This is a genomic window from Flavobacterium sp. WC2416 (assembly GCF_041200095.1).
Taxonomy (GTDB): Bacteria; Bacteroidota; Bacteroidia; order Flavobacteriales; family Flavobacteriaceae; genus Flavobacterium.
The window spans coordinates 750706-764182 of sequence record NZ_CP165626.1; the positions used below are offsets into that span (position 1 = coordinate 750706).

Consider the following 13477-nt stretch of genomic DNA (forward strand, 5'->3'; position numbering starts at 1 on the left):
TTTGTACCCATGACAAAATACATTACAATTCTATTAATTATTCTATTCTATTCCTCGGTTGATGCCCAAAATCAATTACTTTGGAAAAAAATGGATTCTAGTGTTGCGTCTGCATTAGATAAAAACAGCAATAGCCCAAATGCTAATAAACAAATGGCATTTCAGTTGAATGATAGCTTTTTAAAACAACTATTAACAAAAACTGACAATAAAACGGATGAAGTAAGCGGGATTGAAATTACAGTTCCAAATGCAAAAGGGGAATTAGAAAAATTTTTAGTTAGAGAATCTTCTAATTTTGAGCCTGAATTGCAAGCAAAATATCCAGAGATTAGAGCGTATGTTGGTGTAGGGATTACAGATAAAAAAGCATCTCTAAGTTTTAGTATTTCTCCAAAAGGAATTCAAACTATGGTTTTAAGGGGTGATAGCGGATCTGAGTTTATCGAGCCCATCTCAGGAGAATCAATATATACAATTATTTCAAATACAAACAGAGAAACAGGGAAATTGCCTTTAAATTGTAAAACAGAAGATGTAAGTATAGACAAACAATTACTAAACAGAACCGCTAAGATTTCTGCCAATAATAAAGTTTTTAAAACATTACGATTAGCATTATCCTGTACAGGTGAGTATACGGCTTATCATGGAGGAACTATTGCTTTAGCTTTAGCTGCTATGAATGCGACAATGACAAGGGTTAACGGAGTTTTTAATAAAGACTTGGCAGTGAAATTAGTGATTATTAGCAATAATAATCTAATAATGTACACCAATGCAGCAACGGATCCTTATTCAGATGCAACGGCAGGAGCAGGAGGGGCGTGGGCTCAAGAGGTACAAGATAATTTAAGTAGCACAATTACTAATGGGGGGTATGACATTGGCCATCTATTTGGAGCATCTGGAGGTGGGGGAAATGCAGGTTGTATTGGTTGTGTGTGTGTGCCGCCATCAGTTGCGGTTCCTTTAGGAAAAGGAAGTGCTTATACTTCTCCATCTGATAATAAACCCGAAGGTGATACTTTTGACATCGATTTTGTAGCACATGAAATGGGACATCAATTAGGGGCAAATCATACTTTTTCTTATGAACTTGAGGGAACGGGGGTAAATGTGGAGCCAGGAAGTGGCTCTACAATAATGGGTTATGCTGGTATTACAACGGATTATGATGTGCAAGCTTATTCAGATGATTATTTTGCTTATGCAAGTATTAAGCAAATACAAGATAATTTATTAACAAAAACATGTCCTACAAGTACAACAATTACGAACAGTCCACCAACGATTAACGCTGGTTTGGATTATACTATTCCTAAAGGTACTGCCTTTATTTTGAAAGGTACTGGTTCAGATTCCAATGGGGATACAGTTACTTATACTTGGGAACAAAACGACTCTGCAGTAACTGCTGATAAAGCAAATAGTTTAGCTGTTTCGTCTAAAGCAGATGGCCCCTTGTTCAGATCATTACTTCCAAGCAGTAGTGCTACAAGGTACATGCCTGCTTATGCTAATGTTTTGTCGAATAAACTAACCAGTAAATGGGAATCGGTTGCAACAGTGGCGCGAACACTCCATTTTGTTTTGACAGGAAGAGACAGTGCGGCCGCGGGCACTGCCCAAACAAATTCGGATGAAGCTATAATTTCAGTAAGTGGAACAGCTGGACCATTCGCGGTGACCTCACAAAATACGGAGAATTTGAGTTGGTTTCAAGGAACTAGTGAAGTTGTTAATTGGGATGTAAATGGTGCCAATGCATTAGCAGGATCTGCAAATGTAAATATAAAACTATCTACTGATGGAGGATTAACTTTTCCAACAGTGTTGGTTGCAAATACTCCAAATGATGGTGTGCAAATTATTACGGTTCCTAATATTACAGCTAAAAACTGTAGAATTCTAGTAGAACCAACAGCCAGTATTTTTTATGCTATAAATAGTAAAGCTTTTTCTATAGGATATTCTGTAAGTTCTACTTGTAATACCTATCCTTTTACAGCTCCATTTGCAATTCCAGAACAAGCTGCTTATACAACAAGAACTATTACTGTTCCAGCGACTTCAGCAACTGTTTCTGATGTGAATTTTAAAGTCAATTTCACTCATACTTTTTTATCGGATCTCGAAATGGAGGTGGTAAGCCCTCTTGGAACAACCGTGAAGTTATTTGACAAAAGTTGTGGAAATACAAACAGTACTTTGGACTTAATTTATGATGATTCAGGCATTGATTTAGTATGTGGTACAACTACATTACAAACAGTAACTCCTTTTCAAGCTTTAGCAGCGTTTAATGGCGAAAACCCATCAGGAACTTGGACCTTTAGAATCCGTGATGCTTATAAGAATGATACGGGTACTTTAAATTCAGCATCCATTGCGATTTGCGCTCAATCCTATACGCTTTCAGCAGCTGATTTTGAGATTAGTGATTTTGTGATGTATCCAAATCCAAATAAAGGAAATTTTAATATTCAGTTTACAAGCCAATCTTCAAATGGGGTACAAGTATACGTTCATGATTTATTAGGCAGAAAATTATTTGAAAAAGCATTTACAAACGAAACCGTTTTTAATAAAAACATTCAATTACAAAACATTCAATCAGGAGTTTACTTGTTAACGGTTGTTGATGGTGATAGAAAAGAAATAAAAAAATTGGTGATAGAATAATTATTTTAATCTAAGCAAAAAAGGGAAACGTACTAAGTGCGTTTCCCTTTTTTTATTTACCATTATAGGTTGTCATAGTATTTTCTAATCCTGCGGTTCCAAATGATTTTATAATTTCGGATGCAGTTTCTAAGCGTTCAGGCAGAGCTACTTTCTCTTCGTCATCCCAATCTCCAAGGACATAATCTATTTGTTTTCCTTTTTTGAACTCATCACTGATTCCAAAACGGAATCGGGTATATTGATTGGTGTTTAAAACTAGGTTGATGTTTTTAAGTCCGTTATGACCCCCATCACTTCCTTTTGGTTTAATGCGGATGGTTCCAAAAGATAAATTTAAATCATCGGTGATGACAAATAAATTTTCCAAGGGAATATTTTCTTTATCCATCCAATATTGTACTGCTTTACCGCTAAGATTCATGTACGTATTAGGTTTTAGCAGTAAAAAGGTTCTTCCTTTAAATTTGTATTGAGCAAGTGCGCCTAGTTTTACGGTTTCGAAGGAGAGACTTTCTTTTTTGGCTAGGTGATCCAGTATTTTAAAACCGATGTTGTGTCTTGTGTTTACATACTCAGCACCAATGTTGCCAAGTCCTACAATTAAAAACTTATTACTCATGCTTTTTATATTGTTTTTGTGGTGTTCGTGAACCTCTGGTTTTATATGATCTGTGTTTTCTTCTGTTTTTGGTGATGAAAACAGGCTGTGTATCCATTTTATCATTATGCAAAAGTAAACTTAATTAGATAATTTGTCAATTAGATAATTAGATAATTTTATGGAGTAGGTTGGAGTAGTTTTCTAAGGATAAATAAAAGTGGTAAAATAGCCCCGATAGTAATGGAAATCCTTTTTGTTCGCCTTTTTTGGCGGGCAAAAAGATTGAAATGAATAGCGGGTAAAATGTTTATGAAAGTAGGTAGTTGTGCTTCAAAAAATATAAAAAGTCAAGAACAAAAAAAAGCACCAGTTGTAAAACTGATGCTTTTTGAATTTGTAGAGAAAATATTATTTTTTCTTTCCTTTTGCAGGTCCTGCTTTTGCAGCTTTTGCAGCTTCTTGAGCCGCTTTCATAGCAGCACGAGAAATCTTCACTTGACAAATTACTGTATTGTCAGGGTGCATGATTTTGAAGTTTTCAGATGGCACTTTAGTAACGTATAATTTGTTACCCATGTTAAGTGGTGTAATGTCAGCTTCAACAAAATCAGGAAGATTTTTAGGTAATGCTCTTACTTTTAATTTACGGTTGTTTAAACGTAAATCTCCACCTGCCATAACTCCTTTAGAGTTACCAATGATTTTAACTGGAACTTCAATAGTGATTTCTTTGTCTTCAAAAATTTGAAAGAAGTCAATATGTAAAATTTTGTCAGACACAGGGTGAACCTGAATGTCTTGAAGAATTGCATTGAATGATTTTCCAGTACCAAGTTCAATCACAACTGTGTGAGCGTTTGGAGTGTAAACCAAGCTTTTGAATGCTTTTTCTTCTGCTGAAAAATGTACTGGTTGATCTCCTCCGTATAACACGCAAGGAACCGCTCCAGCATTACGTAAGGCTTTAGTCGCAACTTTTCCCACGCTTTCTCTTTCTGATCCTTTAATTGTAATCGATTTCATTGTAAAAATTATATAGTTATTAAATATTCTACTTGTTTGTGGTTACATAATAAATTTTCCACTAATGGAATTGTTATGATGTACCATGTGCATAACTTCAGCAAAAAGAGGGGCACAACTCAACACTCTTATTTTCTTTGATTCTTTCTTTAATGGAATAGAATCGGTAACAATTAATTCTAATAATTTAGAATTTTCTATTTTTTCGTAGGCGCTTCCTGATAAGATGGCGTGTGTACATATTGCTCTTACACTCAATGCTCCTTTTTCCATCATTAAATCAGCGGCTTTCGCCAAAGTCCCTCCGGTATCAATCATGTCATCTACTAAGATTACATTTTTACCTTTTACTTCACCAATTAATTCCATGGTGTCGATAATATTGGCTTCTTTTCTTTGTTTGTAGCAAATAACTACATCCGATTCTAAAAACTTAGAATACGCATACGCTCTTTTAGAACCTCCCATATCAGGAGAAGCGATTGTCAAATTGTCCAATCCTAAACTTTTTACGTACGGTAAAAAGATAGTAGAGGCAAAAAGGTGATCTACTGGTTTTTCAAAGAATCCTTGAATTTGATCTGCATGCAAATCCATTGTCATTACTCTTGTTGCTCCAGCAGTTTCTAGCAACTTAGCTGTTAGTTTAGCTCCTATCGGAACTCTTGGCTTGTCTTTTCTATCTTGTCTAGCCCAACCAAAGTAAGGAATTACTGCAGTTATATGTCTAGCCGAAGCCCGTTTTGCAGCATCTATCATTAGTAATAATTCCATCAAATTATCTGAATTTGGGAATGTAGAACAAACAATAAACACACGTAACCCTCTGATAGACTCTTCGTAAGAAGGTTGAAATTCACCGTCACTATAATGTGACATCGTAACCTTTCCTAGTGGTATTCCGTATTCTGCAGAAATTTTTTCAGCAAGATAGACACTTTGTGAACAAGCAAAAATTTTAGCTTCTGGTTCTAGGTGTGACATTTAATTTGTTGTTTTTATTCCGCTACGCTCCATACTGTTCGGCTTCGTCAATTGTCTAAGCCAGATGTTTGTATGCGCCTCGGGTGTAGTTAGTTGTGTGTTGCGTTTTTAACGAGGTGCAAATTTATAAAATTTATTCAACTCTGAAAGGAAAAAATTAAGTATTTTTAGTAGAATTTTTAATATTATTTTTTACATTTGCACCGTGTTAAAGGAATCGATGGTTGATTTATTACAATCTCCTCTTTTATTGCGTTGAAATAACTGTTGTTATTTCATGTCTAGCTAAGCCCGGATGGCGGAATTGGTAGACGCGCTGGTCTCAAACACCTGTGGGAAACCGTGCCGGTTCGACTCCGGCTCCGGGTACAAAAACCGCTTCGAAAGAAGCGGTTTTTTTGGTTTTATACTTTTCTAAATTTTAGGCTAAATTTAAATTTTTCTCAATAATTTTCTAATTCCAATTTTCTATGGAACACAGTCAATATTCAGGTTAAGTCACCTTTATATATTTAATTCCCAATACCATACTATTTTAATTACATCGTTTTATATATAAATTTATTTTCGTATTCTTGTAAGTGTAAATAAAACACTTAAAAATGAAAAATATAATTTTCTTGTCTTTGTTGTTCGTTTCATTGACCTCTTTCGTACTGAAACCAACTGCTTATTATTTTGTCAATTCAGATAAAACAGTAAAAATCGAATTTAATCTAAATTCAGAAAATACGCCTTCTTATAAGGTCTTCTTTAAAGATAAGGTGGTTATCAATACATCGGAACTTGGCATTATTAGAGAAGATGCTAATTTTTATACGGGTTTACAAATAGTGTCTGTTTCTAAGCCCATACCTATTCAATCTAATTATACTATGTTGCAAGGGAAACGAAAACAAATCTCATACACCGCAAATCAATATACGGTGAGTTTCCAAAATAATAAAGGAGAGGCGATGGATATCATTTTCAAGCTATCAAGCGATGGAATTGCTTTTCGTTACCATTTTCCAGAAACGTTAAATGAGATTAAAAAAATTGTAGAGGAAAAAACCAGCTATAATTTTGATGCCACTACTAAAGCCTGGTTGCAACCCATGTCTAAAGCCAAGACGGGTTGGAAAGAAACCAATCCTTCCTATGAAGAGCATTATGCAATGGGTGTACCTGTTAATACAAAACCTGAAATTGGCGAAGGCTGGGTGTACCCCGCTTTATTTCAATCTAATGCTACATGGGTTTTAGTTTCCGAAGTTGGTTTACCAAGAAATTATTGTGGTAGCCGATTGGTCTATAATGATACCTCAAAAGCAATGCAACTTACCTTCCCTCAAAAAGAAGAAGTTTTTCCTGACGGTGCTCTAAATCCACAATCTACCTTGCCATGGTTCACTCCTTGGAGAACACTAACAATTGGCTCCTTAAAAACAATTACCGAAAGTACGATGGGGACGGATCTTGCTGAGCCGTCTATACCCATGGATACTTCTTTTATAAAAAGTGGATTGTCTTCTTGGAGTTGGGTTTTGCTAAAAGATGATTCGGTGAACTTTGATACTACTTTACAATTTATAGATTACGCTTCGCAAATGCATTGGCCGTATTGTTTAATTGATGCCGACTGGGATACCAGAATTGGATTTGTTAAAATGAAAGAATTAGTGGCTTACGCCAAAGGGAAGAACGTAAAACTAATGGTTTGGTACAACTCATCTGGTTCTTGGAACAGTACCGATTATCATCCTAAAAGTTTGTTGTTGACGCATCGCGACAGGGAAAGTGAATTCACAAAACTGGCCGATATGGGAATTGCCGGTATCAAAGTTGATTTTTTTGGAGGTGACGGTCAATCTATGATTAATTATTATCACGATATGCTTACGGATGCTGCCACTCATCATCTAATGGTTAATTTTCATGGCGCTACGTTGCCTAGAGGATGGCAACGTACGTATCCCAATTTAGTTTCTACGGAGGCCGTTAAAGGATACGAATACATTACTTTCTTTCAAGATATTGCTGACTTAGCACCTTCCCATTGTAGCATGCTTCCTTTTGCTCGTAATGTTTTTGACCCCATGGATTTCACGCCGATGGTTTTGGATTCCATTCCTAATATAACTAGAAAAACAACTCCAGCATTCGAACTAGCATTGCCCGTTTTATTTTTATCAGGAGTGCAACATATTGCCGAAATTCCGGAAGGAATGGCCAAAATGCCAAAATATGTAGTCGATTATTTAAAAGATATCCCAACGAATTGGGACGACTCTAAATTCATTGATGGATACCCAGGGAAGTATGTTATAATGGCTCGAGAAAAAGATAACGTTTGGCATATTGTGGGGATTAACGGGGAGAATACAGCCAAGGAAATTGAAATTGATTTGTCTTTTGTGACCAATGTGAATGGTTTTATTATTAGCGAAAACGAAAAAGGATTTCAACAAAATCCAGTATCCAAAAAGACTAAACTCAAAATAACCATGAAACCAAATGGAGGATTTGTAGTGAAGATTTAGGTTCTTTTAATTAGTTTTAATTTGTAAAAAACCTCGAGAGTTTGTGCTTTCGAGGTTTTCTGTTTTTAGGAGCTATTTCCTGCTCTACACTATATCTTTCCTGCCAAAAAATGGCAGGAAAGGATGCCGCTTCGATCAGGGCTAGAAAAGGGTGCGTCATTTGAAATTTTAAATCAACTAGGCTGAATGTAACTAGCTACAGGCATTTCATCTATAGTTAATAACCTTTATTCCGTTTTGTTTGATAAAATTAGGTCATAAAAAACCCCAGAAGTACTATTTCTGGGGTTACTAACTAGTTCCATATTTAAACCAAAACCACTTAACTTATTTATAGGTATAGAAAATTAATCTATAATAGTTAGTATTTCTATTTCAATTATTTTACTGAAAACTTAAACGTTGTTTGTGTTTTGTAATTTTCTCCAGGGTTTAATACTGTAGTAGGAAAATCTTTTTGATTTGGAGAATCTGGATAATGTTGTGTTTCTAAACAAAAACCAGTTCTACGTGCATAAGTTCCTCCATTTCTCATTGGCAAAGTCCCGTCTAGGAAGTTACCTGAATAAAATTGAATACCAGGTTGATCTGTGAATACTTCAAGCAATCTTCCGCTTCCTGCATCATATGCCGAAGCTGCAAAACGTTCTCCTTTGTCTTGATTATTAAGTACCCAGCAATGGTCATAACCCAATCCGTTTTTCAATTGTTCGTTTTTGGCTTCAATTTCAGCTCCAATCTTTTTAGGTTTTCTAAAATCGAAAGGGGTATTAGTCACATCTGTCAATTGACCAGTAGGAATAAGTGTTGCTGCAACAGGAACTAATTTATCTGCATCAATCGTAATTTCATGATCTAAAATAGGTTTAGAAAAATCAGATGATAAATTAAAATAAGAATGGTTTGTTAAGTTTACCACGGTTTTCTTATCGGTTGTTGCCTCATAAAGAATGTCTAATGAATTGTCATTATTCAAAGTGTAGGTTACAAAAACAGTCAAGTTTCCTGGATAACCTTCTTCCATATCTTTACTTACATACTTCAATTTTAAAGCTGCACTATCGCCTGATTTTGCTTCTTCGGCAGTCCAAATAACTCTATGAAAACCTTCTGGTCCACCATGTAATGCATTTGGTGCATTGTTAATAGCCAACGAATATTCTTTTCCGTCTAGGGTAAATTTACCTTTCGCAATTCGGTTTCCATATCGTCCAATAAGTGCTCCAAAATAAGGATTGTCTTTCATGTATTGGTCCAATGAATTGAAACCAATTACCACTTCTTCTGATTTTCCTTCTTTGTTAGGTACTTTCATAGAAGAGATAATACCTCCAAAAGTGATGATTTTTACTTCCATCCCTTTTTGATTAGTAAGCGTATATTGATCTACTTTTTCCCCTTTTGGTGTAGTTCCATATTCTGATTTTACTATAGATACAGAATCTGTAGCTTTTGTGTCAACGGTAGTTTCTTCCATTTTTTTATCGCCTTTACATTGAACATTCATACAGGCCAAACTTACTATGGAAAATCCATAAATACAACGTTTTACTATATTCATAACTTTAGGTTTTTTTAGAAATTACATTCCATGTTGGAACAAATGATAATATGCTTCATTGGCATTTATTGTGTCTTTAAACTCACGGATTGTTGTTTTATCATCGATAACAAGCAATTCGATGCCTGCAATATCGGCAAAATCTTCCATAAATTCCGTAGTTACTGCTTGGCTATATACAGTATGGTGTGCTCCACCTGCTAGAATCCATGCTGTAGCTGCTATATCTAAGTTGGGTTTGCAATCCCATAACACACGCGCCACAGGAAGTTTAGGTAAATCAGCCATTGGTTTAACCGCAACAACTTCGTTTACAATTAATCTAAAACGAGTTCCCATATCTACTAAAGATACGTTGATTGCTTCACCAGCTGGAGAATTAAATACCAAACGTGCTGGATCTTCTTTTCCACCTATTCCTAATGGGTGTACTTCACATGAAGGTTTTCCATCAGCAATTGAAGGGCAAATTTCAAGCATATGTGATCCTAATACATACGATTTTTGAGGAGTAAAATGGTAGGTGTAATCTTCCATGAATGATGTACCGCCTTCTAAACCTACGTTCATTACTTTTAAAACTCTAACCATTGCTGCTGTTTTCCAGTCTCCTTCCCCACCAAATCCATATCCATCCGCCATTAAACGTTGGGTTGCGATTCCTGGAAGTTGTTTCCATGCACCTAGATTTTCAAAGGTATCTGTGAATGCTCCAAACCCACCTTCTTCTAAGAATGCTCTTAATCCTAATTCGATTTTTGCCGCATCAACAAGTGATTGTCTTTGTGCGCCACCTTCTTTTAATGATGGAGTTAGATTATAAGAAGCTTCGTAAACAGCTAATAAATCGTTTAATTGTTGGTCTGTAATTTTTTCGATATGTTTAGTCACATCAGATGAATCATAACCATTTACTGAAACGCCAAAACGAATTTGAGCTTCTACTTTGTCTCCTTCGGTAACGGCAACTTCACGCATATTGTCACCAATACGAGCTACTTTTAAATTTTGTAATTCATCCCAACCCAAAGCTACTCTTGTCCAGTTCCCTATTTTTTTCTGAACACGTTCGTCTTCCCAGTGTCCTACAATTACCTTACGTTTTTTGCGCATTCTAGACATGATAAAACCAAACTCTCTGTCTCCATGAGCTGATTGATTTAAGTTCATAAAGTCCATGTCTATTGAACCCCAAGGAATTTCGGCGTTGTATTGTGTGTGTAAATGGCAGATAGGTTTTTTAAGAATACTTAAACCACCAATCCACATTTTGGCTGGGGAGAAGGTATGCATCCAAGCCACGATACCAATACAGTTTTTATTTGAATTGGCTTCTAAACATACATTTGTAATTTGAGCTGGTGATTTTACCACATCTTTGTAAACAATTTTCAGAGGAACAAGTGATGAAGCATCTAAACCTTTTGCAATGTGTTGTGAATGTTCTGCTACTTTTCGTAGTGTTTCTTCACCGTATAATTCTTGGCTTCCTACTACAAACCAAATTTCTTTTTGAGATATATCTATCATTTCTTTTTGTTTAATCGTTTAACTGTTTGTTTTTTTAACTGTTTATTTGTTGAATGGATTAAACGATTCAACAAATAAACGATTTGACTATTGTCCGTAATACGAATCTTTTCCGTGTTTGCGTTCGTAATGTTTCTTTATTAACGAATCTTTCAATCTTGGAGCATTAGGATTTATTAGTAATGTAAGATGGGCCATTTCGGCAACCACTTCCAATACTTTACTATTATATACTGCTTTTGCTGCGTTCTTGCCCCAGGCAAATGGGCCATGATTTCCTATTAAAATCATTTCTACTTCCTCATAAGAAAGGTTTTTTTCTTTGAAACAATCCAAAATTTGAATTCCAGTATTGTGCTCATAATTTCCTTCGATAAGGGAGTCAGCCATAGGAGCCGCACAAGGAATATCAGAAGTTAAGTGATCTGCATGTGTAGTTCCAAAAATCGGAATGTCTCTTTGCGCTTGCGCCCAAGCCACAGAATATGTAGCGTGCGTGTGTGCTACACCACCTATATTAGGCCAATTTTTATATAAATAGGCATGTGTTTTAGTATCCGATGACGGACGCATGTTTCCTTCAATGATATTATTGTCAAAATCAACGATAACAATATCCTCAGGTTTCAAATCTTCATAAGGAACGCCACTTGGTTTTATGGCAAAAACACCGTTTTTTCTATCTACAGCACTAACATTTCCAAAAGTATATACTACTAAATTCAACGCATTTAGTTGCATGTTTGCTTCGTAGCATTCTTGTTTTAAATCGTTATACATAGAGCTCATCTTGTAATTTTTTAAGTGATGGATCTGCAAAAAAGCTCAGTTGTTCGTAACCCAAAAGCAATTTATTATAAGCAGCAACTTTATCTAATTGAGGAAAATATTCGCTTTCAAAATCACTTCCCATTTTTTTGCTGGCTTCAATTACGTTATCGTAAATTCCTGCTGCAACGGCTGCATATATAGCAGCTCCAAGTGCTGGTGCTTGATCAGATGCAGCTACTTTTATTGGTTTGTTCAATACATTGGCCAAAGTTTGCATGATAAAAGGCGATTTTCTAGCAACACCACCAATTCCGATAACAGTGTCGATTTTTACCCCTTCTTCTTCAAAACGATCTACAATCTTCTTTGATCCAAAACAAATTGCATTTACTAATGATTTAAATAAATGAGGTGCTTTAGTCCCTAATGATAAATTAGAAATGGCGCTTTTGATTTCTTGATTGGCATCTGGAGTTCTTCTTCCGTTGATCCAGTCTAATGCTATTGGAATACTTTCGGAAACAGGAATTTTCTCTGCTTCTTCTGTTAATTTTATAATTAGATTATCGCTAATTTCTTCTTGTAGTTTTTCTTTTTGTTCCGCAGTCAAAAGGGTAGAAGTAGCAATTAAATTATCGGTGGGCCATAGTAATAGTTCTTTGTACCAAGCTAATAAATCTCCAAATGCAGATTGACCTGCCTCAAGACCTACATAACCTGGAATTACTGAACCATGTACTTGACCACAAATTCCACGTACAGTTTTAGTTCCAACTGCTTCTTCTGAAGCTACTAAAATATCACAAGTTGAGGTTCCCATTACGCGAACCAAAGTGTTTTCTTCAATTTTTGCTCCTACAGCTCCAGAATGTGCGTCAAATGTTCCAACCGCAATTACTGTATCCGTTGTAAGTCCAAGTTTAGTGGCCCATTCTTGACTTAATTTTCCAGCTACAATATCTGATGTATACGTTTCATCATATAATCTTCCACGAAGAGCGGCTAGGTAAGGATGCAATTGCCCTAAGAATTCCTCTGGTGGCAATCCATTCCAGTCTTCATGCCACATTGCTTTATGACCTGCAGCGCAACGACTTCTTTTAAATGATTTTAAGTCTTTATTATCAACCAATAAATAGGTCATTAAATCACAATGTTCCATCCAAGTGTAAGCGGCATTTTTTACGGCTTCATCTTGTCGTGCAATGTGTAGAATTTTTGCCCAAAACCATTCTGATGAATAGATTCCTCCAACATATTTGGTGACGTTTTCTCCACCCCAGCTAGCTGATAATTCGTTGATTTCGTTGGCTTCGTTTATTGAAGTATGATCTTTCCATAATACCATCATGGCATTCGGATTGTGTTCAAATCCTTTGGTCAAAGCTAGTGGTGTTCCATCTTCGGTAACGGGTACTGGAGATGATCCTGTAGTATCAATACAAATGCTTCGTATTAATGAAGGATCTACATTACTAGTTTGAACAACATATTTTATTGTAGCCTCTAGACCTTCGATATGATCTAGTGGATGTTGGCGAAATTGATTGATAGATGCATTGCAATATTCTTTGTTTTTCCAACGGGAATAATGACAAACATTAGATGCTATTTCTTGTCCGTTTTCTGTATCTATTAAGACTGCTCGAACAGAGTCTGTTCCGTAATCTAATCCAATAACATAATTTTTCATTCTAGATTCTTTAAATTGTAATGACAAATATAGTATAAATAAATTATAAGTGTATAAAAAACACTTAATTTAATTAAGGGTTCTAATTTTTATTAAAATGACAT

9 protein-coding genes and 1 tRNA gene are annotated in these 13477 nt (G+C 35.6%); 3 read left to right on the top strand and 7 right to left on the bottom strand.

The genetic code is table 11. From position 1 onward, the window contains the following. Positions 1-9 precede the first annotated feature (9 nt). Entirely contained in the window at positions 10-2685 is a 2676-nt protein-coding gene (locus tag AB3G39_RS03230) for a reprolysin-like metallopeptidase (protein WP_369766001.1), read from the top strand. A 52-nt stretch (positions 2686-2737) separates the two neighbouring features. Here the strand turns inward: AB3G39_RS03230 and pth are convergent, their stop codons facing one another. From pth to AB3G39_RS03245, 3 genes are all read right to left on the bottom strand, one after another. After that, positions 2738-3412, bottom strand: a complete 675-nt coding sequence (gene pth / locus AB3G39_RS03235; protein ID WP_369766002.1) for an aminoacyl-tRNA hydrolase — start codon at positions 3410-3412, stop codon at positions 2738-2740. Between the two features lie 285 nt (positions 3413-3697). Further along, positions 3698-4312, bottom strand: coding sequence for a 50S ribosomal protein L25/general stress protein Ctc (locus AB3G39_RS03240; RefSeq protein ID WP_369752731.1), 615 nt, complete (start codon positions 4310-4312; stop codon positions 3698-3700). 42 nt (positions 4313-4354) lie between these two features. Then, positions 4355-5296: a ribose-phosphate pyrophosphokinase gene (locus AB3G39_RS03245; RefSeq protein WP_367755845.1), complete on the bottom strand. Its 942-nt coding sequence runs from the start codon at positions 5294-5296 to the stop codon at positions 4355-4357. A 289-nt stretch (positions 5297-5585) separates the two neighbouring features. On the opposite strand from AB3G39_RS03245, the gene AB3G39_RS03250 reads away from it, so the two are divergent. Beyond that, positions 5586-5665 (top strand) — tRNA-Leu (locus AB3G39_RS03250). 233 nt (positions 5666-5898) lie between these two features. Then, positions 5899-7818, top strand: coding sequence for a glycoside hydrolase family 97 catalytic domain-containing protein (locus tag AB3G39_RS03255; RefSeq protein ID WP_369769684.1), 1920 nt, complete (start codon positions 5899-5901; stop codon positions 7816-7818). Positions 7819-8197: 379 nt separating this feature from the next. On the opposite strand, the gene AB3G39_RS03260 is transcribed toward AB3G39_RS03255, so the two are convergent. The 4 genes from AB3G39_RS03260 to AB3G39_RS03275 all read right to left on the bottom strand — a co-directional run bounded on the left by AB3G39_RS03260 (position 8198) and on the right by AB3G39_RS03275 (position 13373). Beyond that, positions 8198-9379 (bottom strand): aldose epimerase family protein, encoded by a 1182-nt coding sequence (locus tag AB3G39_RS03260; RefSeq protein WP_369752726.1) that lies wholly within the window; start codon positions 9377-9379, stop codon positions 8198-8200. Between the two features lie 21 nt (positions 9380-9400). Next, positions 9401-10909 carry an L-arabinose isomerase gene (araA, locus tag AB3G39_RS03265; RefSeq protein ID WP_369766004.1) on the bottom strand — a complete coding sequence of 503 codons (1509 nt, stop codon included), beginning with the start codon at positions 10907-10909 and terminating at the stop codon, positions 9401-9403. Positions 10910-10996: 87 nt separating this feature from the next. Continuing rightward, positions 10997-11698, bottom strand: coding sequence for an L-ribulose-5-phosphate 4-epimerase (locus AB3G39_RS03270; protein WP_367772475.1), 702 nt, complete (start codon positions 11696-11698; stop codon positions 10997-10999). Further along, positions 11682-13373 carry a ribulokinase gene (locus AB3G39_RS03275; RefSeq protein ID WP_369766005.1) on the bottom strand — a complete coding sequence of 564 codons (1692 nt, stop codon included), beginning with the start codon at positions 13371-13373 and terminating at the stop codon, positions 11682-11684. Before AB3G39_RS03275 ends, AB3G39_RS03270 begins: the two co-directional genes overlap by 17 nt. Positions 13374-13477: the final 104 nt, after the last annotated feature.

What these genes read in the sequence shown, in the direction of transcription:
- AB3G39_RS03230 (WP_369766001.1), top strand. Translation starts at nt 10, where the DNA reads ATGACAAAATACATTACAATTCTATTAATTATTCTATTCTATTCCTCG.
- pth (WP_369766002.1), bottom strand. Translation starts at nt 3,412, where the DNA reads ATGATAAAATGGATACACAGCCTGTTTTCATCACCAAAAACAGAAGAA.
- AB3G39_RS03240 (WP_369752731.1), bottom strand. Translation starts at nt 4,312, where the DNA reads ATGAAATCGATTACAATTAAAGGATCAGAAAGAGAAAGCGTGGGAAAA.
- AB3G39_RS03245 (WP_367755845.1), bottom strand. Translation starts at nt 5,296, where the DNA reads ATGTCACACCTAGAACCAGAAGCTAAAATTTTTGCTTGTTCACAAAGT.
- AB3G39_RS03255 (WP_369769684.1), top strand. Translation starts at nt 5,899, where the DNA reads ATGAAAAATATAATTTTCTTGTCTTTGTTGTTCGTTTCATTGACCTCT.
- AB3G39_RS03260 (WP_369752726.1), bottom strand. Translation starts at nt 9,379, where the DNA reads ATGAATATAGTAAAACGTTGTATTTATGGATTTTCCATAGTAAGTTTG.
- araA (WP_369766004.1), bottom strand. Translation starts at nt 10,909, where the DNA reads ATGATAGATATATCTCAAAAAGAAATTTGGTTTGTAGTAGGAAGCCAA.
- AB3G39_RS03270 (WP_367772475.1), bottom strand. Translation starts at nt 11,698, where the DNA reads ATGAGCTCTATGTATAACGATTTAAAACAAGAATGCTACGAAGCAAAC.
- AB3G39_RS03275 (WP_369766005.1), bottom strand. Translation starts at nt 13,373, where the DNA reads ATGAAAAATTATGTTATTGGATTAGATTACGGAACAGACTCTGTTCGA.